This window comes from Orbaceae bacterium lpD04 (assembly GCA_036251935.1).
Lineage (GTDB): Bacteria > Pseudomonadota > Gammaproteobacteria > Enterobacterales > Orbaceae > Orbus > Orbus wheelerorum.
The window spans coordinates 405,395-429,015 of sequence record CP133967.1; the positions used below are offsets into that span (position 1 = coordinate 405,395).

The 23,621-nt window shown below is 36.8% G+C and carries 21 protein-coding genes; 2 read left to right on the plus strand and 19 right to left on the minus strand.

Going from position 1 to position 23,621, the window contains the following annotated elements; all coding sequences use genetic code 11:
- Positions 1-11: 11 nt before the first annotated feature.
- From garR to RHO14_01820, 5 genes are read right to left on the minus strand one after another with little or no spacing between them, the layout of a single operon-like run.
- A complete protein-coding gene (gene garR / locus RHO14_01800) occupies positions 12-893 on the minus strand; it encodes a 2-hydroxy-3-oxopropionate reductase (protein ID WVD71543.1) in 882 nt (293 codons plus the stop codon).
- A 39-nt stretch (positions 894-932) separates the two neighbouring features.
- Positions 933-1,703, minus strand: coding sequence for a 2-dehydro-3-deoxyglucarate aldolase (gene garL, locus RHO14_01805; protein WVD71544.1), 771 nt, complete (start codon positions 1,701-1,703; stop codon positions 933-935).
- A gap of 35 nt (positions 1,704-1,738) precedes the next feature.
- Complete coding sequence (gene gudD, locus RHO14_01810) at positions 1,739-3,073, minus strand: glucarate dehydratase (protein ID WVD71545.1); 1,335 nt, start codon at positions 3,071-3,073, stop codon at positions 1,739-1,741.
- 42 nt (positions 3,074-3,115) lie between these two features.
- Entirely contained in the window at positions 3,116-4,453 is a 1,338-nt protein-coding gene (locus RHO14_01815) for an enolase C-terminal domain-like protein (GenBank protein WVD71546.1), read from the minus strand.
- A gap of 38 nt (positions 4,454-4,491) precedes the next feature.
- On the minus strand, positions 4,492-5,823 hold the full coding sequence (locus RHO14_01820) for an MFS transporter (GenBank protein WVD71547.1): 1,332 nt from the start codon (positions 5,821-5,823) through the stop codon (positions 4,492-4,494).
- Between the two features lie 520 nt (positions 5,824-6,343).
- Between RHO14_01820 and garD the strand changes: the two genes are divergently transcribed.
- Positions 6,344-7,894, plus strand: a complete 1,551-nt coding sequence (gene garD, locus RHO14_01825) for a galactarate dehydratase (GenBank protein ID WVD71548.1) — start codon at positions 6,344-6,346, stop codon at positions 7,892-7,894.
- A gap of 131 nt (positions 7,895-8,025) precedes the next feature.
- On the opposite strand, the gene RHO14_01830 is transcribed toward garD, so the two are convergent.
- Positions 8,026-9,180 carry a sugar diacid recognition domain-containing protein gene (locus RHO14_01830; protein ID WVD71549.1) on the minus strand — a complete coding sequence of 385 codons (1,155 nt, stop codon included), beginning with the start codon at positions 9,178-9,180 and terminating at the stop codon, positions 8,026-8,028.
- A 203-nt stretch (positions 9,181-9,383) separates the two neighbouring features.
- On the opposite strand from RHO14_01830, the gene RHO14_01835 reads away from it, so the two are divergent.
- Positions 9,384-11,285, plus strand: coding sequence for an ABC transporter ATP-binding protein (locus RHO14_01835; GenBank protein WVD71550.1), 1,902 nt, complete (start codon positions 9,384-9,386; stop codon positions 11,283-11,285).
- A gap of 19 nt (positions 11,286-11,304) precedes the next feature.
- Here RHO14_01835 and RHO14_01840 read toward each other — a convergent pair whose 3' ends face one another.
- The 13 genes from RHO14_01840 to RHO14_01900 form a co-directional block, all read right to left on the minus strand.
- A complete protein-coding gene (locus RHO14_01840; protein WVD71551.1) occupies positions 11,305-12,252 on the minus strand; it encodes a DUF481 domain-containing protein in 948 nt (315 codons plus the stop codon).
- A gap of 126 nt (positions 12,253-12,378) precedes the next feature.
- Positions 12,379-13,749, minus strand: coding sequence for a Trk system potassium transporter TrkA (gene trkA, locus RHO14_01845; GenBank protein ID WVD71552.1), 1,371 nt, complete (start codon positions 13,747-13,749; stop codon positions 12,379-12,381).
- A gap of 29 nt (positions 13,750-13,778) precedes the next feature.
- Complete coding sequence (gene trpS, locus RHO14_01850; GenBank protein WVD71553.1) at positions 13,779-14,777, minus strand: tryptophan--tRNA ligase; 999 nt, start codon at positions 14,775-14,777, stop codon at positions 13,779-13,781.
- A 32-nt stretch (positions 14,778-14,809) separates the two neighbouring features.
- Positions 14,810-15,499, minus strand: coding sequence for a phosphoglycolate phosphatase (locus RHO14_01855; GenBank protein ID WVD71554.1), 690 nt, complete (start codon positions 15,497-15,499; stop codon positions 14,810-14,812).
- 5 nt (positions 15,500-15,504) lie between these two features.
- Entirely contained in the window at positions 15,505-16,176 is a 672-nt protein-coding gene (rpe, locus tag RHO14_01860) for a ribulose-phosphate 3-epimerase (GenBank protein ID WVD71555.1), read from the minus strand.
- 99 nt (positions 16,177-16,275) lie between these two features.
- Positions 16,276-17,085 (minus strand): adenine-specific DNA-methyltransferase, encoded by an 810-nt coding sequence (gene dam, locus RHO14_01865; GenBank protein ID WVD71556.1) that lies wholly within the window; start codon positions 17,083-17,085, stop codon positions 16,276-16,278.
- 43 nt (positions 17,086-17,128) lie between these two features.
- Complete coding sequence (locus tag RHO14_01870; protein ID WVD71557.1) at positions 17,129-17,872, minus strand: SPOR domain-containing protein; 744 nt, start codon at positions 17,870-17,872, stop codon at positions 17,129-17,131.
- Positions 17,873-17,937: 65 nt separating this feature from the next.
- The gene (aroK, locus tag RHO14_01875; protein ID WVD71558.1) at positions 17,938-18,459 is read right to left on the minus strand and encodes a shikimate kinase AroK; all 522 of its coding nucleotides are present in this window, start codon (positions 18,457-18,459) and stop codon (positions 17,938-17,940) included.
- Positions 18,460-18,695: 236 nt separating this feature from the next.
- Positions 18,696-19,673, minus strand: coding sequence for an arabinose-5-phosphate isomerase GutQ (gene gutQ / locus RHO14_01880; protein WVD71559.1), 978 nt, complete (start codon positions 19,671-19,673; stop codon positions 18,696-18,698).
- Between the two features lie 166 nt (positions 19,674-19,839).
- Positions 19,840-20,511, minus strand: a complete 672-nt coding sequence (locus RHO14_01885) for a methionine ABC transporter permease (protein ID WVD71560.1) — start codon at positions 20,509-20,511, stop codon at positions 19,840-19,842.
- Positions 20,511-21,527, minus strand: coding sequence for an ATP-binding cassette domain-containing protein (locus tag RHO14_01890; GenBank protein ID WVD71561.1), 1,017 nt, complete (start codon positions 21,525-21,527; stop codon positions 20,511-20,513). Before RHO14_01890 ends, RHO14_01885 begins: the two co-directional genes overlap by 1 nt.
- Positions 21,528-21,629: 102 nt before the next feature.
- Positions 21,630-22,448, minus strand: a complete 819-nt coding sequence (locus RHO14_01895) for a MetQ/NlpA family ABC transporter substrate-binding protein (GenBank protein WVD71562.1) — start codon at positions 22,446-22,448, stop codon at positions 21,630-21,632.
- Entirely contained in the window at positions 22,442-23,608 is a 1,167-nt protein-coding gene (locus tag RHO14_01900; protein WVD71563.1) for a pyridoxal phosphate-dependent aminotransferase, read from the minus strand. Before RHO14_01900 ends, RHO14_01895 begins: the two co-directional genes overlap by 7 nt.
- Between the last annotated feature and the right edge of the window lie 13 nt (positions 23,609-23,621).

Below are 23,621 nucleotides of genomic sequence, written 5' to 3' on the forward strand. Positions count from 1 at the left end.
AATAATCGAGTTTATTTAATTTCTACATTAGCTAATTTTTCATAATAACGAGCAAGTGCACTGTGATCACATTCACCCATTCCATCAGTGCGTAAGGCTTGCATCATTTCCATTACTGCAGCAGTTAATGGTAATGATGTTCCTATACCGTGTGAGGTATCTAACGCATTTTGTAGATCTTTGATATGTAGATCAATTCTAAAGCCGGGTTTAAAATTACGATTTAATACCATCGGCGCTTTTGCATCAAGTACGGTGCTACCAGCAAGTCCGCCGCGGATGGCCTGATAAACGAGTTCAGGATCTACGCCTGCTTTGGTTGCAAGCACTAGCGCCTCAGACATTGCTGCAATATTTAAAGCAACAATAACTTGGTTTGCCAGCTTTGTTACATTACCAGCCCCAATTTCGCCAGTATAGACAACTGAACCTGCCATTGCTTTCATTATGTCATAATATTTATCAAACACCGCTTTATCACCACCGACCATAACCGATAATGTACCATCAATTGCTTTGGGTTCCCCACCGCTGACAGGTGCATCTAGCATCGTTATGCCTTTTTTAGCCACTGTAGTGCAGATTTCACGGCTTGCTAAAGGTGCAATTGAGCTCATATCAATAATGGTGGTACCTGATTTTGCACCATCAATTACGCCGTTTTCACCAAGGATCACTTCTTTTACATGGGGAGAATTAGGTAACATCGTAATAATTACATCGCATGCTTTAGCGACTTCTTTTGCATTTACAGCGCTTATCGCGCCAGCAGCAACGACTTCATCTACCGAGGCTTGATTTCTATCACATACTACAAGTGAATAACCTGCTTTTAATAGATTCTTACTCATAGGTTTACCCATGATCCCTAAACCAATAAAACCGATTTTCATTTTAAGCTCCTCTATTTTATTCAACTAACATTATCTAATTTATTTTAAAAATTTGTCTGCTAATGCTTGTGTTGCATTGCGTAGCAGCCCAAGATCATTGCCTACTGCAATAAATGTTGCCCCCATTTCCAAATACTTTCTTGCGTCAGCGTCTAGTGGAGCCAATATTCCACACCCTTTGCCATATTTTTTGGCTACATCGAAGACCTTTTTGATTGCAGCTTGAACTTCTGGGTGTTGTGGGTTACCAAAATGACCTAGTGATGCCGAGAGGTCACTAGGGCCGACGAAAATGCCATCTACGCCCTCAATTGCTGTAATTTCTTCAACGTTATCGACTGCTTGCTGTGTTTCAATTTGTAACATGACACAAATATTTTGATTAATTTTTTCAAAATAGTCTTTAATTGAGCCAAAAGCATTACTGCGATGTGAAACAGAAACGCCTCGTACTCCATCGGGTGGATAACGAGTATAAGATACCGCTTGTTTGGCTTGCTGCGCAGTTTCAATGTATGGAATTAAAAAATTATAAAAGCCGATATCTAATAACCGTTTAATCAATACTTGATCATTCCACGCTGGCCTTACTACTGGCGCACTAATACTGTCTTTTAGTGCCATTAATTGGGGCACTAAAGTTAAAACATCATTTGTTGCATGCTCGCCATCTAATAACAGCCAATCAAATCCGGCAATACCTAATATTTCAGTCGCAATAGGATTGCCTAGTGCCGCCCAACAGCCAATTAATGTTTTACGCGCCGATATATCTTGTTTAAATTGATTATGACATGTCGTTTTTTTCATAATTTACCTTCGTATTTTTTAGACATAAAATGTGATTAACGCACTAAGCAAGGTTTTTTATTATCAAATGTCCAGTTAGGTATTAAATATTGCATCGCCATTGCATCATTACGATTACCAAGTCCCATCCTTTTAAATAATTCATGGGCTTTGATTACTTGATCCATATCTATTTCAACCCCTAATCCTGGTTTTTCCGGTACTTTTATTTTTCCAGCTACAATTTGTAATGGCTCTTTGGTTAAGCGTTGATTGCCTTCTTGCCAGATCCAGTGCGTGTCAATTGCGGTAGGATTACCGGGTGCAGCCGCGCCGACATGAGTAAACATGGCGAGTGAAATATCAAAATGATTATTAGAGTGCGATCCCCAAGTCAGGCCAAATTCATGGCACATTTGAGCGACTCTAACGGAACCATTCATCGTCCAAAAGTGAGGGTCGGCTAGTGGAATATCGACTGATTGTAGAGATAGGGTATGCCCCATCTGTCGCCAATCTGTCGCAATCATATTTGTTGCAGTTGGTAAGCCTGTTGCGCGGCGAAATTCTGCCATTATCTCTCTACCCGAATAACCTTGTTCTGCGCCGCAAGGATCTTCTGCATAAGCTAATGTATTTTTTAGGTATTTACCTATTTTTATTGCTTCATCTAATTTCCATCCACCATTTGGATCTAATGTGACCCTGGCATCTGGAAATTTTTTCTTAATTGCGATAACCGCCTGTGCCTCATCTTCAGCAGATAATACACCACCTTTAAGTTTAAAATCTTTGAAGCCATATTTTTCAAAAGTTGCTTCTGCAAAATGCACAATTTTTTCTGGGGTTAATGCCTCATTATGACGAACTCGATACCATTCACATTTTTCGTTTGGCTGGCTTTGATAAGGTAAATCGGTTTTTGTTCTATCGCCGACATAAAATAAGTAACCAAGCATTTCAACTTCATCACGCTGTTGACCATCACCTAAAAGGGAGGCAACGCTAACGCCAAGGTGCTTGCCAAGAAGATCTAGCATCGCGGCTTCAATAGCGGTTACAACATGAATAGTTGATCGTTGATCAAATGTTTGATTACCTCGGCCACCAATATCACGATCAGCAAATTGATTACGGACGGTATTCATTACATTTTTATATTCGCCAATTGTTTTACCGATGACTAGCGATTTAGCATCTTCTAGCGTTTGTGTCACGCTACCAACACAAGGGACTTCACCAACGCCGGTATTACCTGAATTATCCTTTAATATGACAATATTTCGGGTAAAGTAGGGTGAATGGGCACCACTTAAATTAAGTAGCATACTGTCGTATCCTGCAACGGGGTATACGAGCATTTCGGTGATAATAGGTGTTGAGAATGTCATATTGATTTACCTCATTTATTATAAATTTTTATAAACTATGCATTATCGAACCATACAAGGTCGCTTTTTGTCGAACTGCCAGCCCGGTATTAAGTATTGCATTGCCACTGCATCATTACGGCTACCATTAGCCAGTTTTTGGTGTAATTGGTGTGCTTTTTCAACTTGTTGCATATCAAGTTCAATTCCGAGCCCTGGTTTATTATGTAATTTAATTTTGCCATTAATTATTTGTAGTGGTTCTTTGGTTAAGTGGTTTTGGCCTTCTTGCCAGATCCAATGTGTATCTAGTGCGGTTGGATTTCCCGGTGCTGATGCGCCGACATGGCTAAACATAGCGAGTGAAATATCAAAATGGTTATTTGAATGACAGCCCCATGTTAATCCCCATTCATTACAAAGTTGGGCGACGCGGCTCGCACCTGTTAATGTCCAAAAGTGGGGATCGGCAAGTGGAATATCGATCGCTTGAAGCATAATTGCGTGACTCATTTCTCGCCAGTTGGTTGCGATCATATTAGTTGCAGTTGGTATACCCGTTGCCCTTCGAAATTCAGCTATGATTTCGCGGCCACTGTAGCCATCTTCCGCACCGCAAGGATCTTCTGCGTAAGTGAGTACTTCTTGCATACCTTTACAAAGCTCGATAGCTTCATCAAGTCGCCACCCGCCATTTGGGTCAAGTGTAATTCGAGCATCAGGAAAATGCTTTTTGAGAGCGCTAACGGTTGCTATTTCCTGTTCACCAGCGAGAACGCCTCCTTTCATTTTAAAATCTTTAAACCCATAACGATCTTTAGCTGCAGCAGCAAGTTCAATAACTGCTTGTGTATTCATCGCTTGTTGTCTGCGAATTTTATACCAGTCATGACTGTCTGATTTGGGTTTGTCATAGGCTAAATTTGTTTTTGTATTATCACCGATATAAAATAGATAGCCGAGTACGGTTACTTCATCTCTTTGTTTACCTGGGCCGAGTAATTCTGCGACAGGGACATTTAAAAATTGTCCTACAAGATCAAGTAGGGCAGCTTCTAAGGCGGCTACCGCATTAACTCTTAATTCAAATGTCCATGCCCCTTTGCCAAAACTATCATAATCATCATCAAGGTAGCCTTGGTGCATATCATTAACTATACGATTAAGTAGTGATATTGGCTGCCCTTGCACTCGAGAAACTGCCGCGTTTAATGCATTTTCTATTGTTGCCCCACCGGGGGCTTCGCCAACACCAGTATGGCCTGCATTGTCTTTTAATATAACAATATTTCGAGTAAAATAAGGGCCATGAGCGCCGCCAATATTCATTAGCATACTGTCATAACCTGCAACAGGAATGACTTGCATAGAGGTGATAGTTGGTACCGATTGTGTATTCATAGTAAATTACCTCTTATCATAATTATCATTAATGATGGCTATTTTTTAAGTTCCATACGTTTAATCGGACCAACCAAAACTAAGTAGCTAAATGCGGCAATTAAAGCATGCGCTGCAACAAAGACTAATGCCCATTCAAAACGGCCAGTCCATGCAACAATATACCCAATGACGATAGGTGAAATAATACTGGATGCGTTACCAAACATATTAAATAACCCACCAGCAAGCCCACTCATTTCTTTTGGTGCCGTATCGGCCATAACTGCCCAGCCTAATGCACCGACACCTTTACCAAAGAAAGCTAAAGACATGAAGAAAATAACTAATGCGATTGAATCAACATAGTTGCAAAAGATCATTGTCATTGAAAGTAACATACCCATAACAATTGGTGTTTTTCGTGCAATTGAAAGTGAATTGGTTTTTCTCATTAAGTAATCAGAAAATACGCCGCCACTTATACCGCCAATAAATCCAGCGATGGCAGGGACTGCCGCTGCAAAGCCGACTGCTTTAATGTTCATTCCTCTTTCTGTTGCTAAGTAAATGGGAAACCATGAAATAAAGAAAAATGTTAAGCAGTTAATACAATATTGACCTAAATATACCCCTAATAACATACGGTTAGTGACGAGCTGAGTTAGGTAGCTCAATTTTGGACCTTGTTTTTTACCATTATCTTTTTTCTGGTCCATATCAATTAGTGCGCCGCCTTCCTTGATGTATTGCACTTCGGCTTCATTTGCCCAAGGGTGATCTTTGGGATTACGAATAACTAATAATGTTGCAACGCTTACAATGATGCCAACGCCTCCCATAAAAAAGAAAACTGACTGCCAGCCATATTCATGGGTAAGCCATCCCATAATTGGTGCAAAAATAACGGTAGCGAAGTATTGTGCCGAGTTGAAAATAGCGACAGCTGTTGCTCTTTCTTTAGCTGGAAACCATGCCGCGGTGATCCGACTATTTCCCGGAAATGAAGGCGCTTCGGCAAACCCCATTAGAAAACGAAAAGTGAACAACATAATAATTGCCCAAGCACCAATAAAAAAGTGAACAGTACCTTGTAATAGCGTAAAGATAGACCAAAATGCAATACTTAAAAAGTAGACTCGTTTAGATCCAAATCGGTCAAGTAACCAACCTCCTGGTAATTGCCCAATAACATAGGCAATACCAAATGAAGACATCACCCAGCCCATATCTGCAGCATTAAAACCAAGCTCACCTTGCATTGCTTTTCCTGCAATGCCAAGAGTTGCTCTATCGCCATAATTAACAGCTGTAACAATAAATAAAAATACGACTATCATCCAACGAGCATTGCTTTTTTTCTGTAGCTTTATTTTGTTGCTTATTTCCATTTTTAACCCCTAAACTTATTAACTTTAAAATTTTTTATTGGGTATCGATGAGCTAGAAAATAAATGAATTAATAACTCTAATCTAAATCCTATTGGGGAATTAGTATGGAGAGATAATTAATAAAGGTCATTGGGCAAATGTATAAAATAACGAGGGTTTAAATGATTATTTATGTGGTAAGTTACAAAATAATGTTAACTTCTTCACATAAAATAATTTCATAAGTTGTTTTATGTGACATCTATCACTTACATATAGTCAATCTCACAAAATTAGCTTCATTTTGCTCTGAAAAACTGGCTTTCTGACAATGCTATTTTATCTATTTTTACCTAATATAGCGTAATAAACGTCTTTCATTGCTTACGATTTGTGATATTGCACTAAATTTTACGATAGGGCATTTTTGCTATGAACAAATATATTGTAGTTGGCACTAATTTAATTATCACATAATCGATCAGTTAATAAATAAGCAGTGGATAGTCAAAGCCTTATAAATAATATTTGGAGCATGTAATGGGTAATCGTTTAGACAAGCCACTTTATATTAAGATAAATGAATTAGATAATGTTGCTATTATTGTCAATGATAATGGGTTAACAAAAGGAACGACCTTTGCAGATGGATTAACATTGATCGACGATATCCCACAAGGACATAAAGTTGCATTAAGTGATATTAATCGAGATCAAGCAATCATTCGTTATGGTGAAATTATTGGTTATGCAATGGTCGATATTGCAAAGGGCAGTTGGATTAATGAGTCAATAACTAAAATGCCAACAGCGCCAGAATTACATGAACTCCCTATTGCAACTAAAGTGCCTGCTTCTCTTCCCCCTTTAGATGGTTATACTTTTGAGGGGTATCGTAATGCTGATGGATCAGTTGGTACGCGTAATATACTAGGGATCACAATGAGTGTTAATTGTGTGTCTGGCGTTGTTGAGTATGTTGCTAAAATTATTGAACGGGAATTATTACCTAAATATCCTAATGTTGATGGTGTAGTTGCTTTAACTCATTTATATGGTTGCGGCGTGGCTATTGATGCGCCGGCTGCCATAGTTCCGATTCGTACTATTCATAATCTTGCTAAAAACCCTAATTTTGGCGGTGAAATTATGGTTGTCAGCCTTGGCTGTGAAAAATTTCAACCAGCAAGGTTATTAAAAGGCACTGCCGATACGATTCCCATTCGATTACAAAGTAGTGATGATGTAATTACTTTACAAGATGAACATGGTTTTAAGTCAATGGTTGAACGTATATTAGCTGTTGCCGAAAAACATTTAAAGCGATTAAATCTTCGTCATCGTGAAACGGTCTCAGCATCAGAACTGGTTGTCGGAATGCAATGTGGCGGTAGTGATGCGTTTTCTGGTGTTACGTCAAATCCATCGGTAGGTTTTGCCTCAGATTTACTTGTTCGAGCAGGGGCTACGGTGATGTTTTCAGAAGTGACAGAAGTGCGTGATGGTATTCATCTTTTGACGCCAAGAGCTGCTAATGAGGAAGTGGGTAAAGCGCTTATTCGTGAGATGCAGTGGTATGATGATTATTTAGCCGCAGGGAAGGTTGATAGAAGTGCAAATACTACGCCAGGTAACAAAAAAGGCGGCCTTAATAATATTGTTGAAAAAGCAATGGGATCGATTGCTAAATCAGGTAAAAGCGCTATTGTTGAAGTACTTTCTCCTGGTCAAAAACCAACTAAGAAAGGTTTGATTTTTGCAGCAACACCTGCCAGCGATTTTGTTTGTGGCACTCAGCAAGTTGCATCTGGTATTACTGTACAAGTGTTTACAACTGGGCGAGGTACGCCTTATGGGCTTGCAATGGTTCCTGTCATTAAAATGTCTAGTCGTAATGTTGTCGCAGAGCAGTGGTTTGATCTAATCGATATTAGTGCTGGTGATATTGCTATTGGTAAGGCGACGATTGAAGATATCGGGTGGCGGCTTTTCCATCTTATTTTAGCCACCGCAAGCGGTAAAAAACCGTGGTCTGATCATTGGGGATTACATAATCCTCTTGCTATCTTCAATCCCGCGCCAATAACGTAAGCATTGATGTTGCCAAATAATTATCTTTTTTCTTAGGATGATTATTTGGCAACATAGCATTGTTGGCGTATGAACTCACAATACTTTCGTTATTTTTTTGTTGTAACGGCCTATTATGGTATAAAAAATAGCTATTTATCTAATTGTAGTGCGATATAAAGTAACATTCTATCATCAAATTTGGTTAGATTAAGATCAGTCAATTTAGCAATTTTATTTAAGCGATATTCCAGCGTATTACGGTGAATAAATAACTTATCAGCGGTTTCACTATTTTGTAAATTGTGATTAAACCATGTTAGTAATGTTTTTTGTAGTACGCCATTTCGATCTGATTGTTTCAATTTTTTTAGGGGAAGCAAAAGCTCATCTGCTTGCCAATCATAGCTTAAACCATGTAATAATACGGGTAGAATAAGTTCTTGATAGTAATAATTACGCAGTTCTGGCATTCTTTGCTTACCAATTAGCATTGTTGCTTTCGCTGTTTGATAGGACTTTGCAATGTTATCGATCCCTTGAGGAAAAAAATTACCTAGTGCAATACGGATCTCAAGAGGAATAGAGTTTTTAATTTGTATTATTAGGTTTTCTAATTTTTTTTGATGCTCATTGAGCTCCCAACGATTAAATCGATTTAAGGCTGGGATTAACACGACAATTTCTGTTAACGATTTAATTGCTACTAAGCTATTTTTAGTAACCGATTGTAATGCATTTTGTAAGTTTTGTAGCTCACTTATTGCACTTTCAATGCCCAATTGGCCACTTTCTATTTCAACGATAGCAACAACGCGGGGTAATGCTAGATCGATGTTGAGTTTTCTTCCCCATTCTGAGAGATTTGCGCTTAAATTATCTGATTGGATTAAAGATAAGATAAGCTCTTCTTTTATACGATTATCTTGTGATATTTCATGTAATAACTGAGCTTGCTCCATCATCATTTCAGCTGACATACAAACAAGCTTACCAAATTGAGTAATATTTTCTGGTTTACCTGTCAAGCCAATAACACCCACTACCCGTTCATTTAAATGTAAGGGAAGATTTACGCCTGGTTTAACCCCGTGTAACTGCTGTGCGGTGGCACTATCGATTGATACAACCCTTTTTTGCGAAATGGCAAGCATTGCGCCTTCGTGAATTTCACCGATTCGTTCTAAATCACCACTGCCAATAATGCGACCATCACCGTCCATTACATTAATATTGCAATCAATTATTTTCATGGTTCTGTCAACAATTTCTTGGGCTAATTGGCTTGTTAGATTATAACTATGCATTACAAAATATCTCAATGTTAGTTAATTTTTGTCGTGGCGGCTATCTATAATCTTTAAAGATCACCACTTTAGTTTTAATTTTAATATCATATACCTCTGGGTGTTCATCACAAGATTGTTGATAAAAGAGTGTGAAGTTAGTCGTTATTTAACTGTTTTTTTGTTAGGATAGACAGCTAAAAAGCTAAGTTAGAAATAAGAATATGATTACCCTTTCTTCAATACAAATCCGCCGTGGTATTAATTTACTATTGGATAATGCATCAGCAAAAATTAACCCAGGTCAGAAAGTCGGGCTTGTAGGTAAAAATGGTTCTGGTAAGTCAACTTTATTTGCATTAATAAAAGGTGAAATTGTCGCTGATGCTGGCGAGCTTTCGATCCCGAATCATTGGGAACTTGCATGGGTGAATCAAGAAACGCCAGCAATTGATATTCCCGCTATTGAGTATACGATTGATGGAGATAGGGAGTATCGCCGCTTAGAAAATGAACTTGCTATAGCTAATGAAAAAAATGATGGTAATCAAATCGCCTTAATTCATAGTAAACTTGATGTTATTGATGCTTGGACGATTCAAGCAAGAGCGTCTGCTTTACTTAATGGATTAGGCTTTTCTCAAGAACAACTTACTGAGGCTGTTAAGTCTTTTTCGGGTGGTTGGCGAATGAGGCTTAACTTGGCGCAGGCACTGATGTGCCGTTCCAATTTATTATTGCTAGATGAACCAACTAACCATTTAGATCTTGATGCAGTTATGTGGCTTGAAAAGTGGCTAAAAAGTTATAACGGAACCCTGTTACTGATTTCGCATGATCGCGATTTTTTAGACCCTTTAGTCGATAAAATTATTCATATTGAGCAGCAATCGCTATTTGAATATTCGGGTAACTATTCTTCATTTGAACTCCAGCGTGCAACAAAACTCGCTCAGCAACAATCACTTTATGAGCATCAACAGCAAAAAGTCGCTCACTTACAACATTATATTGATCGCTTTAGAGCCAAGGCAACCAAAGCTAAACAGGCACAAAGTCGAATTAAGATGTTGGAGCGAATGGAGCAAATTGCGCCTGCTCACGTCGATAATCCTTTTCATTTTTCATTTCGAGCACCAGATTCATTACCAAGCCCATTGTTGACGATGGAAAAAGTCGTTGCCGGTTATGGTGATAAAATTATATTAGATAAAATTAAATTAAATCTTGTACCAGGATCTCGTATTGGTTTACTTGGTCGAAATGGCGCCGGAAAGTCAACATTAATTAAGTTACTTGCTGGAGAGTTAGCGCCATTATCAGGTAAGATGCAATTAGCTAAAGGGATACAATTGGGTTACTTTGCTCAACATCAATTAGAGTATTTACGAGTTGATGAATCACCACTTTGGCATTTAACTCAAATTGCTGATGTTAAAAATACTGAGCAGGCTCTACGTAACTACCTTGGTGGTTTTGATTTTCGCGGCGATAAAGTAACTGAGCCAGTAAGGACTTTTTCTGGCGGTGAAAAAGCACGTTTGGTATTAGCACTAATTGTGTGGCAGCGACCTAATTTATTACTTTTAGATGAACCAACGAACCATTTAGATCTTGATATGCGTCAAGCTTTAACCGAGGCATTGATGGATTTTGAGGGAGCATTGGTTGTAGTATCTCATGATAGGCATTTACTGCGCTCAACGACAGATGAATTTTATTTAGTTGATAACCAACTTGTTGAGCAGTTTGATGGTGATTTAGATGATTATCAAAAGTGGCTTGCGGAAGATCAAAAAATAACATCAGTCAGTGTTGTAAACGAAACGACGACTAATCTTTCGGCTCAAGATAAGAAAGAACAAAAAAGACGTGAAGCAGAGTTAAGAGCTCAGTTACAACCGTTAAAAAAATTGTTACAAAAAGCTGAAGCAATGATGGATAAGCTAGCTTGTGAGCTTAAAGATATTGAAGAAAAGCTTGCTGATCCCACAATTTATGAACAAGCACAAAAAGAAATGCTGACGCAGCTATTATTAAAGCAGAGCCAAACTAAAGCTGCACTTGATGAAAGTGAAATAGAGTGGTTTGATATTCAAAATAAAATTGATGATTTTATCAGCTAAATTGCTTAGCTGATAAACATTACCAAGTTACACCAAAGCCTAAATTGTAATTAATATTTTTACTATCACCATCTTTGGTTTTATCTCTATCTTTATTTACAGTAGTACTGACAATAAACCAATCAGTGACCTTATATGATGCGCCTATTGCGGCGCTAAGATCTAATGATACTGAGTCATTAAAACTTCTACCGATTGAGCCATTTGTAAATAAGCGAATCGCTTTACCGTTAAAAAAGCGCTGATAGTCCCAACGCATATTGCTAAGGGGATGACGAGATTGTTCACCATTTTGGTAGTGCATTTCTTGGTAGTTTAAAAGTAGAGCAACTGAAAATGATCCTAATTCGTTGTCCCAAAGTTGATAACCAGGACCCGAACCAAAGCTTTTTTTAGACGAGATATCTTCAATCCAGTCATGACGATATTGAACGCTTGATTGCCAGAAAAACTCAGGTGTAATAAATTTGTCTAAATTATATTGTCCGACATAATAATAAGTACTCACGCTATCATTTTTTAAACTGCGGCGAAAGTTAGTTGAAGCATTGTGTCGCCATAAATTATGTTTAACAACAATATTCGTATCAAGCATATATTGTTCGGTTTTTTTAGTTCCTTTATCGAAGAAAAATCCACCTTTAATATTGCCGTTAAAGGTTGTTTCATCCATAAATTCATTTATTTTTTGCTTATATAAAATCAGATTATTTGTGATTGATACCGTTTGTTCTTCATTTTTTTTATCGACGATAATAATTGCGCCAGTTTCTTCTGATGCTTTTATCTCATTTATAAAAAATTTCTCTGCATAAAGATCATTTTTGACAACAGCTGGCTTATCAATAGTAAACGTTTTTACTTCTGTTGCTTTAATTGTAATCGTTCCGGCATATTTTGTTTCCATGACCATTTTATTACTATCAATGACTTTTACTGAACCTGTTATTTGATCACCGTTTTTCATCCAGACAGTATCAGCGAAACAGAAGGAAGGGAAAATAGAACATAAAATAAAGAGTAGGTATTGTATATAAGGCATAATATTTAATTAGTATTTATTCATATTGGTACGGAGTAATGCACTTAGTTACTAAGTGCAGAGTAATTTTTCTACTTCACTGATAGCTTTTCTATCTGGCAAAAAGATAATTAAATGATCATTATCTTCTATAACTAACTCATTTTGAGAAATAATAACATCATCATCGCCTCTAACTACTGCGCCGATGGTTATTCCTGATGGTAGTTTAATTTCATTAATCGAACGACCTACTAGTTTTGAGGTTTGTTTATCACCATGCGCAATAATTTCAATTACTTCCGATGAACCTTGACGCAAGGATACCACTTTGGCAATACCTGATTGCCTTACGTGACTTAATAACTCAGAAATAGTTGCTAATTGTGGCGAGATTGCAATATCAATCACGCTATCATTAATGAGTTCCAAATAGGCTTGACGCTGAATTAGGACAATCACTTTTTTAGCCCCCATTCTTTTAGCAAGCATTGATGACATGATATTTGACTCATCATCACTGGTGACAGCAATAAACAGGTCTGTTAGCTCAACTTGTTCCTGAGAGAGTAGTTCTTGGTCTGCTGATTCACCATGTAAAACAGTCGTATTTATTAGCTTATCGGCAATTAGCTCTGCCTTTTGTGCATTACGTTCAATTAATTTAACTTGATAATCATTTTCTAATCGTTTAGCCAGTGCCACAGCTACGCTACCACCACCACTTATCATAATTCGTTTATATGGCTTTTCTAACCTTTGTAGCTCGCTAATTACTGCCTTTATGTTTGAAGGCTCAGTGATAAAATAAACCAAATCACCCGCTTCAATAATTGTTGAATCAATTGGTCTGATAAATTTATGTTGACGATAAATGGCCACAATTTTAACCTCAACATGAGGTAGATGTTCATTAAGCTCAGAGAGCTCACTGCCGACCAGTGCTCCACCGTAGTAAGCTGTTGCCGCAACTAAATAGACTCTGTCATCACAAAATGAGGCAATTTGTAATGCACCTGGATATTGAATTAATTGACTAATGTGCTGGGTAATTAATTTTTCTGGTGAAATGATATGGTTAATTGGAATACCATTGTCAATAGAGAAAAGTTGATATTTATCATCACTATATTCAACAGCCCTGATGCGAGCCACTTTTTGTTCGATATTAAAAAGTGAATGTGCGATTTGGCATGCAAGTATATTTGACTCATCTGAGTTAGTTACTGCAACAAGCATATCTGCATTTTCGGCCCCAGCACTTTCTAATACTTGTGGATGACAAACTTTACCTTGAATCACTCTTAAGTCAAAGCGCTCTTGTAGCGACTGTAACTGATCAGCCGCTTCATCAACAACGGTTACATCATTTTCGTGTTCAGTAACAAGATATTCAGCAAGCGCACTACCTGTTTGACCTGCACCAAGAATAATGATTTTCATAATTTAACCACTTTTATATAACCAACATTTTATCTAACAAACCCAATTGCATCATAAACATGATTCAGTGTTTCTCTTGCTCTTATGTCCGCTTTTTTCGCACCTTCTCGCATAATTTCATAGAGTGCTTTTTCATCATTACGATAGTGAGCATATCGCTCTTGTAATTCACTAAGCATCTTAGAAACTTGCGTGGCAACCTCTGTTTTTAAGTGACCGTACATTTTGCCTTCAAACTCTTGTTCTAAGGTCGCAATCGATTTGCCTGTGATCCCAGTTAGGATATCGAGTAGATTTGATACTCCAGCCTTATTTTTAATGTCATAACGAACGACCGGTGGCTCATCAGAGTCCGTAACAGCGCGTTTGATTTTTTTCTCAACATCTTTTGGGTTTTCAAGTAATCCAATCACGTTATTACGATTATCATCAGACTTAGACATTTTTTTAGTCGGATCTTGTAATGACATTACTCTTGCACCTGCTTTAGGGATAAAAGGCTCTGGTACTTTAAATATATTTCCATATAGAGCATTAAAACGAGATGCGATATCACGTGAAAGTTCTAAGTGCTGTTTTTGATCTTCACCAACTGGAACTAAATTAGTTTGATAAATTAAAATATCAGCAGCCATGAGCACAGGGTAATCAAATAAACCTGCATTAATATTTTCGGCATGTCTTGCTGATTTATCTTTGAACTGTGTCATGCGGCTAAGTTCACCAAAGTAGGTATAGCAATTGAGTACCCACGCAAGTTCAGCATGAGCCGGTACATGAGATTGAACAAAAATCGTGCTTTTATTTGGATCTATTCCACACGCTAAATAAAGTGCTAATGTGTCTAGTGTTGCTTTTTTTAGTTTTTCGGCATCTTGGCGCACTGTTATTGCATGTTGATTAACAATACAATAGATACAATCATAATCATTTTGTAGGCTAACCCAATTTTTTAATGCTCCTAGGTAGTTACCTAGTGATAATTCTCCTGAAGGTTGTGCGCCACTGAATACAATTGGTTTACTCATAATATTTCCCTATTTAATTTTAATTCAATTTATTATTTTTTTGGCTCAGCTTTCGGGCACGGTAATAATGTTAATATTTGTTCAAAGTGATCAAAAATATAATCTGGTTCACTTGTTGCAATTGATTCACCATAATTATAACCATAGGTTAAGCCAACGGTTAGGCATTGCGCATTTTTAGCAGCGGAGATATCATTTTTTGAATCCCCAATGAATAGTAATTGGTCATGATATAAACCAAATGTTGCCATTACTTGATATAAAGGTGTTGGATGTGGTTTGAGTTTGACGACATCTCCACCACCTAAGATTAATGAAAAGTAGCTATCAAGCTTGAGTTCTTTTAATAGTGCTGGTAAAAATTGAGCAGGTTTATTTGTAACTAGCGCCATTGGATAGTTATTTTTTTTTAAGATCTCAAGTGTCGATATAACATTTGGAAATACTTTAGTTCCATCATTGATGACTTGATCATAATGACGGTTGAATAGTAACTTTGCTTGTTCAAATAGTGAGTCAGGTGCCCCGACGCAATTGAACGTACGTTTTATCATGATATCAACGCCATTACCAATCCAGTTCTTTACTTGTTCAGCGCTCACCGTCGGCAGGGATAAATCGGTTAACATTCTTTGTATTGCTAGTGACAGACCTGGAAGGCTATCAACTAAGGTGCCATCGAGATCGAAAGCGATTGCTTGAATATCGGTTATTTTATTCATTTTAATTACTCTACTGTCGCGAGTTGTTTACGCATTGCATCAATAACGACTTGATAATTTGGCTGGCTAAAAATGGCTGAACCAGCAACAAACATGTCAGCGCCGGCTTTAGCTATTTCGGCTATATTTTCAATTTTTACCCCGCCGTCAACTTCAAGGCGAATATTTCGTCCACTCTTATTAATGAGCTCTCGAGTTTGTGTGATTTTTTTCAAAATATAGGGAATAAACGATTGCCCGCCAAAACCAGGATTAACGCTCATAATAAGAATTAAATCAATCTTATCAATAATATACTCAAGGCAATCAAGTGAAACAGCAGGATTTAATACGATCCCAGCTGTGCAGCCTTGCTCTTTAATTAGTTGTATTGAGCGATCAAGGTGTCTTGTTGAATCTACATGGATTGATATATTGTTTGCGCCAGCTTTAGCAAAAGATAGAATTAATTCATCAACAGGGGAGGCCATTAAATGTACATCAATCGGTGCACTAATGCCGTAATCACGTAAACCTTTGCAAAACATTGGCCCCATAGTTAAATTGGGTACATAGTGATTATCCATGACATCAAAATGGATGACATCAGCACCACATTCTAATACTTTTTGAGTATCTTCTCCTAGCCGAGCAAAATCTGCCGATAGTATTGAGGGTGCAATTAAAAATTTTTTCATTATTTGTAGCCTCTTAAAGATTCATATTGAATAATCGGTAAAATGGGAAATAATTATATTATATTCAAGTTATAACGACTATTAAATATGGTGTAAATATTATAAATAAAGTGCTAATAATTCATCAATTTTTTTACGGCCTTGTTGATTGCAGCTAATTGAACGCCTTGTTTCAACTAAATAAAGATCTGCTTTTTGATACCAATCTCGAGTATGTGTTGTATCATGATTAGAAATTAAGACTGGCACGTCTTTTTTTGCCAATTTTTCAGCTAATGTTGCGAGACGTTTTTGATCTTTCATACTAAAATTTATTGAATAGTAGGCCGTAAAATTAGCGCTTTGTGACAGCGGTACATAAGGTGGATCGCAATAAATCACCGCGCCCTGTTTCGCTTTGGCCATGACTTTGTTATAAGGCGCGCAGATAAACTCTGCTCTTTGTGCTTTTTGTGAAAAAGCAATTATCTCTTTTTCGGGGAAGTAGACAGTTTTGTATTGACCAAATGGGACGTTAAATTGACCACTATTATTATAACGACATAGTCCATTGTAACAATGACGATTTAAATAGAGGAAAAGTAGTGCTCTTTGGTAGGGAACCTTACTGCTATTAAATAATTCACGCAATTCATAGTATGCGGTGGTTTGATTATTATGTTCAGTAAATAGCAACTTTGCATCTTCTATAAATTGAGCAGGTTGTTTTTTTATGATATTGAATAATGAAATAAGATCTTGGTTGATATCAGCTAAGATATAACGTTCATAATTGGTATTAAGAAATACTGAACCTGCACCAACAAAAGGCTCTATTAATAAGTCGCCTTCAGGTAAATGTTTGATAATGTTCTCAATAAGCGTATATTTTCCACCGGCCCATTTAAGAAAAGCGCGTTGCTTTTTCAAATAAGACCTCGCATATCGGTATTAAATTTAGATGAAAAAATCATCATTTTGATGATTTCTCTTTATTAACTATTTCACCTGATTTAATCCATGGCTTACTTTTCTGTAATTCCTGGGGTAATAATTTTGCGGCATTTTTTGCATCTTTAATGGTCGCATAGTCGCCTTTGATAAGCACGTACCATGGTTTTTGTGAGCGACGAGTTTCATAAATTTGGTAATTAGTTAATTTATGTTGTTTCACAAATGCCATCATACTTTCAAGGGATGATGAAGAATTGATTTGAATTGTATAGTGATCATTCGCTAATTTTTTTTGCAAAGGTTGCTCATTGATTTCTTTATCAATATTATTATTTTTACCTTCTAGCAATATAGAATCAGATGCTTGATTTTTATCATTAAGTTCTGAAATTTTATCAGCCAAAATATCAGTAACTTCACCTGGAACTTCTAACCGTTCTTTAGTCGCTGAATTCTCTTGTTTTGTTTCTGTTGCTGATCGTGATATTTTAGGTGGTGTTAGCGATTGGTATTCATTGGATTGAACTGAAGTATTGCTAGCCGTAGAATCAGTTACATCTGATGTCGTTTGTAACTGTTCTTTGGATGCTGGGCTAAATATTGCAAAACTTAATAGCATTAAAATAACGCACAATGCTAAAATCAGAATAATCCATTTCTTTTTTGATAGTATAGGACCATTGAGCTTAGGCGATAAGGTTTTTTTTACTGAACTATCCACAGTATAGCGATCTTCCTTTTCAGGACGGATTGATTCGTTCACATTTTCTCCTTGTCACCCCAAGTGCTCAGTTTAGCAAGTATAATCGTTTTCAATTACTTGATATATTATATTTGCTCTATTTTTTCAATAATGTAGCTTGCTACACCTTTAGCACTTTGCTCATCAGTTTTTATTGTGATATCTGCAATTTCTTCATATAAAGGAACGCGTTCTTCTGCTAGCTCTTGATAAAGCGTTTTAGGTGTTTCGCTACCTTGAAGTAATGGGCGGCGCTTATCTTTTTGCGTACGAGCCATCTGTTTTTCGATAGTCGTTTCTAGATAAACAACAATCCCACGAGCAGATAAACGATTTCTTGTTTCTTTTGATAACACAGAACCACCACCAGTTGCAAGAACAACACCTTGCTTTTCGGTTAGCTCATTAATGACTTTTTCTTCTCTTGCGCGGAATCCATCTTCGCCTTCCAGATCAAAAATCCATGCAATGTCTGCACCGGTTCGTTTTTCAATCTCTTGATCTGAATCAAAAAAGTCCATCCCAAGTTGCTGAGCGATCTGCCTACCAATAGTACTTTTACCTGCGCCCATTGGGCCAATTAAAAAGATATTACGCTTCTCTGCCATTATAATTTCATCATCTGTATTGGTTAAAAAATATACAATTTATCTTTTAAAAATTAAGATTAACTGTAATAGTTAGTCATAGTCTCCGTCTAACGACAAAAATTTAGGGCGATGATTATCGCAGGAGATTGTACTATTTTGCAATAGGAATTTTCTGATATTGCTTTATATCAAAAAATGATAACATATTTGTTAAAATAGCCAATGAAAATTTGATTTTCAATTGTTTCAAATTATCAATAAATCCCAGCTTGATGTAAATCGTGAATATTTAATGCACCAACCAATTTACCCTCATTATTTACGACCGGTGCTGCAGTAATATTATGATCGTTAAATGATTTTAGTGCTTCGATAGCTTTCCACTCTTCAGGTAGACGGTAGCCAGGCTTTGTCATTACTTGAATAATTGAGTCTTGTAGCGTCCCATTGTTGAGTAATAATCTACGTAAGTCACCATCCGTAAATACACCTATGATACTATCACTCAAATCACATACAGCAACAAGCCCTAAACCTGTGCGGCTTAATTCTAACATAGCATCAAAAACAGTTGCATCATGATTGATACGCGGAACAATTGTTCCTGTTCGCATGACATCTTTTACATGGTTAAGTAATTTTGCCCCAAGGCTTCCTGCTGGATGCGAACGAGCAAAGTCCTCTTCTTTAAATTCTTTTATTCGCATCAAGGCAATCGCAAGAGCATCGCCCATTAGTAGCGTATTAGTCGAACTTGATGTTGGTGCTAGCCCCATTGGACAGGCTTCTTTTTCTACACTAATGTCTAGAACAGAATCAGCAGCAGAAGCTAAAGGAGAGTTAATACCTCCGGTAATTGCGATCACAGGTACTTTCATCTCTTTTAGCAGTGGTAAGATTAGATTAAATTCTTTTGCTCTGCCAGAATAAGAGATTAGAATCACGATATCATTTGCCGTTACCATCCCTAAATCACCATGCAATGCTTCCGATGGGTGCATAAAAAATGATGGTGTCCCTGTGCTTGCGAGTGATGCTGCAATTTTTTTACCAATATGACCTGATTTGCCAATCCCAGATACAATGACTTTGCCTTTTATTGCTAATATTAATTCACAGGCTTTAACAAAATCATCACCAAGGCGATTTGGCAGTTTTTGGGCTTCGTGTAGCTCTAGTTCAAGCAATTCTCGGCCATATTGCAGTAGTTTATTGCGATTCTTTGCGTCCATTTTTTACCTTAGTAAAACGTATTGATACAGTGAAAATGTATTTTGTACGTACCTAATTTATTTTTTGATACTAAACATGAATTTAGTATCAATTAAAAACGTTGGTAGTGTAGCAAGTAACAGCCATAAATTATAGAAAATATTAAGCTTTCACTATTGATAGTTCTTATTTGTGATGTCTGTCGAGTTTATTTGCGATAGTATCACCTAAAAATTGTAACAATTGTACCACTAATATTAATATCACAATGCATACGATTAGCATTTCGGTATAGTAACGTTGATATCCATAACGAATAGCTAAATCACCAATTCCGCCACCCCCAACAATTCCCGCCATAGCACTGTAACCAATTAAGGATATGACTGTAACTGTTGCATGTCGAATTAATTGTGCAAATGCTTCGGGAAATAAGATCCCCGTAATAATTCGCCAATAGGCGGCACCACTTGATATTGCAGCCTCAATAACACCGTTATCTACTTGGCTAAACGCATTTTCAGCAAGCCGTGCGTAAAACGCAATGGCCGCAATAGATAAAGGAAATATGACCGCCTTGGGTCCAATCGATGTGCCAACTAAATAAACACCTACAGGTAGTATTGCAACGAGTAAAATTAAGAAAGGAATTGAGCGAGTAGCATTGATAATAAAACCCGATATTTGATTAATTATTTTATTTTTGAAAAATAATCGATTCGATGTTAAGTAGAGGAATAAACCAATTAAAGTACCAAAAATGATTGCCGCTAGTAGTGACCAACCTACCATTACAAAGGTTTCCTTTGCTGCGTTCCATAATAATTCAATAAATTCTATATAGGTTAATTTGCCCATTAGTATATATCCTCAACAATGACATCATGATTTTTTAATGACTGAATTAACTCATTAATATTTTGATTATTTCCAATTAATTCTACGACAAGATTTCCTAATGCTTGGTCATTAAAATATTCAATAAATCCATGTAAAATGTTAAAAGCTACATTGGCTTGTTTTGCCGATTGATATAATACCGGTTCTGTTGCATTTTCATTGATATAACGTAATCGGACTAATTTACCTTTTACGCTATTTTTTATTTTTTCAGGCAAATCTGTGTTTTTATCAATATCTAAAAATGATTGAGTGAAATCTTTTTTGGGAGAGGCAAAAAGGTCGAATGTATTATTGAGTTCTACTATTTCACCTTGTGACATAACAGCAACTCGATTGCAAATTTTTTTGATCACATCAATTTCATGAGTGATTAATACAATCGTTAATTTGAACTCCCGATTCAGTTGTTTTAAAAGTTCAAGAATTGCTGCTGTTGTCTGTGGATCAAGGGCACTAGTTGCTTCATCACATAATAATATTTTTGCATCGTTTGCTAGTGCTCTAGCAATGCCAACGCGCTGTTTTTGCCCACCACTTAGCTCGGTTGGGTAAGCGAATGCTTTATCACTTAAGCCAACTAAATTTAATAATTCCGTGGTGCGCTCTTTTACTACCGCGCCTCGTTTTCCGGCTGCTTTTAGTACAAAAGCAATATTTTCGTAAACTGTTTTTGAGTATGCGAGATTGAAGTTTTGAAAAATCATACCAACATTGAACCGAAAATGTTGCAATGATTTGCCTGATAAGCTCGCGATATTTGTGTCATTAACGTAAATTTGACCTGAGGTGGGGGATGCTAAACGATTTAGTGTTCTAACTAAAGTCGATTTACCTGCGCCGCTCGAACCTATTATGCCAAAAATATCCCCTTCATAGACATTGAATGAGACGTTTTTAACTGCATCAACAATGTGATCTTTAACTTGAAAAGAGACCGACACATTGTCGACTTGAATAAGTGGTTTGTTCATAATAACTCTATATTTATTATAATAATTTATTGGTAAAAAACCTATAACCATTAATAATTATAGGTTTGAGTGATGTTATGCTATTGATAATTATATTATAAGTTAATATAGTTGATAATCTGGTTTTTGAAATGTGTAGAAAATTCCATTTTTATCATCAATGACTTGAGTAAACGCATCTGAATTAAGGACATCAATAATATCTTTACCTAACGTGTCAACAGAATCAGTTCTAATTGCAATTACATTTTTATAATTTTTATCAAGTGTTTCAGTATAAAGTGCTTTTGCTAAATCTAAACCGGCACCAATGGCATAATTGCCGTTTACGACAGATAAAACAGCGCTATCAAGTGAACGAGGTGTTTGTGGTGCTTCAATCGGTACAATAACGAGCTGATAAGGATTTTCAATAATATTTTTAGGTGTTACATCAGCAGGGTTTACTGCTGGGTCTAATTTAATTAATCTTGCTTCTTGTAAAATTCTTAACGCACGGGCTTCATTAGTAAGATCATTAGCTATCGTGACTTGATCGCCAGCTTTTAGTTGTGAAAAATCACTAATTTTGTTGGAGAAAATACCAGCACCCGCTGTCGGTACAAATGCAATCGCCGTTAGATTTAGATTATGCGATTGTTTGAAATTATTTAGATAATTTAAGTGCTGAAATAGATTAATATCAATATCTTTATTGTCTAAAGCGATGTTGGGCTGAACATAGTCGCTAAATTCACGAATTTCAATTTGATAACCTTTCTTCTCTAAACTAGGCGCAATCGCTTTTTTAAACATATCACCGTAAGGGCCTGCTGCAACGCCGACAACTAATTTATTTTCATTTTTATGACTATCACAGCCCGTAAGAGTGAGAGTAGCTAGAATAACCACGCAGCATAAGCTAATGATTTTTTTTAACATGGTAATTTTTCCTTTAATTTTGATAATTTTCCTAATGCTGCGAGTAATGTCGATTCTTTTTTAGCAAAATGAAAACGAATATAACGATATTCGGGCTCTTTAAAAAATGCTGAACCAGGTACTGCGGCGACGCCAATTTCTTTTATTAACCATTCGCAAAATTCAAGATCGGTTGCAAATGGATTAAATGCTGATATATCAACTAGTACATAGTAGGCTCCTTGCGGCGGATAATAGGTAAGACCTAGTTTATCAAGCCCATCTAAAAAAAGTTGACGCTTTTGGCTGTATGTTTTAGTTAATTGATGATAATAGTTTTCATTGAAAGCAAGGCCTGCACAAGCTGCTTTTTGTAGTGGGGCAGCGGCGCCAACAGTTAAGAAATCATGAATCATTTTACAACCATCTATAATCGCTTTATCAGCAATAATGTGCCCAAGGCGCCAACCTGTAATTGAATATGTTTTTGATAATGAACTGCAGGTAATTGTACGTTCTTTCATACCCGGAAAACTAGCTAAATAAAGATGCTGATAAGGCTCATAAACTATATGTTCATAAACTTCATCAGTGATAATATAAGTATCAAATTCAATGGCAAGCTCACTAATATATTCTAATTCTTGACGAGTGAACACTTTACCACACGGGTTACTGGGGTTACATAATATGAGCGCTTTAGCACCTTGTGCAAACGCTTGGCGTAACTGCTCTTTATTAAATTCAAATGTAGGTGGGATCAAAGGCACATAAATTGGTGTCGCATCTGATAAGATCGCATCTGCACCATAGTTTTCATAAAATGGCGAAAAAATAATGACTTTATCTTTTGGATTGCATACGGTCATAACCGCGCACATCATCGCTTCGGTACTGCCACATGTGACAAGTATGTTTTCATTCGGATCGACAGCGATATTCATCAGTTTTTGCTGCTTTTTAGCTAAAAGCTGTCTAAATTCAGCAGAACCCCAAGTGACCTCATATTGATGAGGGCCACTATCAGCAGTCTGTTTTAATGCCGTAATGAGTTCAGGTGGTGGGTCAAAGTCAGGAAATCCTTGTGATAAATTGATTGCATCGTACTGATTTGCAATGCGAGTCATGCGACGAATAATAGAGTCTGAAAAATGGTCAAGCCTGTCAGCAAGTTTATGCATAATTTAGTTATCA

Bases quoted from the DNA above. Each gene is read 5' to 3' on its own strand.
- garR (WVD71543.1), bottom strand. From the start codon at position 893: ATGAAAATCGGTTTTATTGGTTTAGGGATCATGGGTAAACCTATGAGT.
- garL (WVD71544.1), bottom strand. From the start codon at position 1,703: ATGAAAAAAACGACATGTCATAATCAATTTAAACAAGATATATCGGCG.
- gudD (WVD71545.1), bottom strand. From the start codon at position 3,073: ATGACATTCTCAACACCTATTATCACCGAAATGCTCGTATACCCCGTT.
- RHO14_01815 (WVD71546.1), bottom strand. From the start codon at position 4,453: ATGAATACACAATCGGTACCAACTATCACCTCTATGCAAGTCATTCCT.
- RHO14_01820 (WVD71547.1), bottom strand. From the start codon at position 5,823: ATGGAAATAAGCAACAAAATAAAGCTACAGAAAAAAAGCAATGCTCGT.
- garD (WVD71548.1), top strand. From the start codon at position 6,344: ATGGGTAATCGTTTAGACAAGCCACTTTATATTAAGATAAATGAATTA.
- RHO14_01830 (WVD71549.1), bottom strand. From the start codon at position 9,180: ATGCATAGTTATAATCTAACAAGCCAATTAGCCCAAGAAATTGTTGAC.
- RHO14_01835 (WVD71550.1), top strand. From the start codon at position 9,384: ATGATTACCCTTTCTTCAATACAAATCCGCCGTGGTATTAATTTACTA.
- RHO14_01840 (WVD71551.1), bottom strand. From the start codon at position 12,252: ATGAAAAACGGTGATCAAATAACAGGTTCAGTAAAAGTCATTGATAGT.
- trkA (WVD71552.1), bottom strand. From the start codon at position 13,749: ATGAAAATCATTATTCTTGGTGCAGGTCAAACAGGTAGTGCGCTTGCT.
- trpS (WVD71553.1), bottom strand. From the start codon at position 14,777: ATGAGTAAACCAATTGTATTCAGTGGCGCACAACCTTCAGGAGAATTA.
- RHO14_01855 (WVD71554.1), bottom strand. From the start codon at position 15,499: ATGAATAAAATAACCGATATTCAAGCAATCGCTTTCGATCTCGATGGC.
- rpe (WVD71555.1), bottom strand. From the start codon at position 16,176: ATGAAAAAATTTTTAATTGCACCCTCAATACTATCGGCAGATTTTGCT.
- aroK (WVD71558.1), bottom strand. From the start codon at position 18,459: ATGGCAGAGAAGCGTAATATCTTTTTAATTGGCCCAATGGGCGCAGGT.
- gutQ (WVD71559.1), bottom strand. From the start codon at position 19,673: ATGGACGCAAAGAATCGCAATAAACTACTGCAATATGGCCGAGAATTG.
- RHO14_01885 (WVD71560.1), bottom strand. From the start codon at position 20,511: ATGGGCAAATTAACCTATATAGAATTTATTGAATTATTATGGAACGCA.
- RHO14_01890 (WVD71561.1), bottom strand. From the start codon at position 21,527: ATGAACAAACCACTTATTCAAGTCGACAATGTGTCGGTCTCTTTTCAA.
- RHO14_01895 (WVD71562.1), bottom strand. From the start codon at position 22,448: ATGTTAAAAAAAATCATTAGCTTATGCTGCGTGGTTATTCTAGCTACT.
- RHO14_01900 (WVD71563.1), bottom strand. From the start codon at position 23,608: ATGCATAAACTTGCTGACAGGCTTGACCATTTTTCAGACTCTATTATT.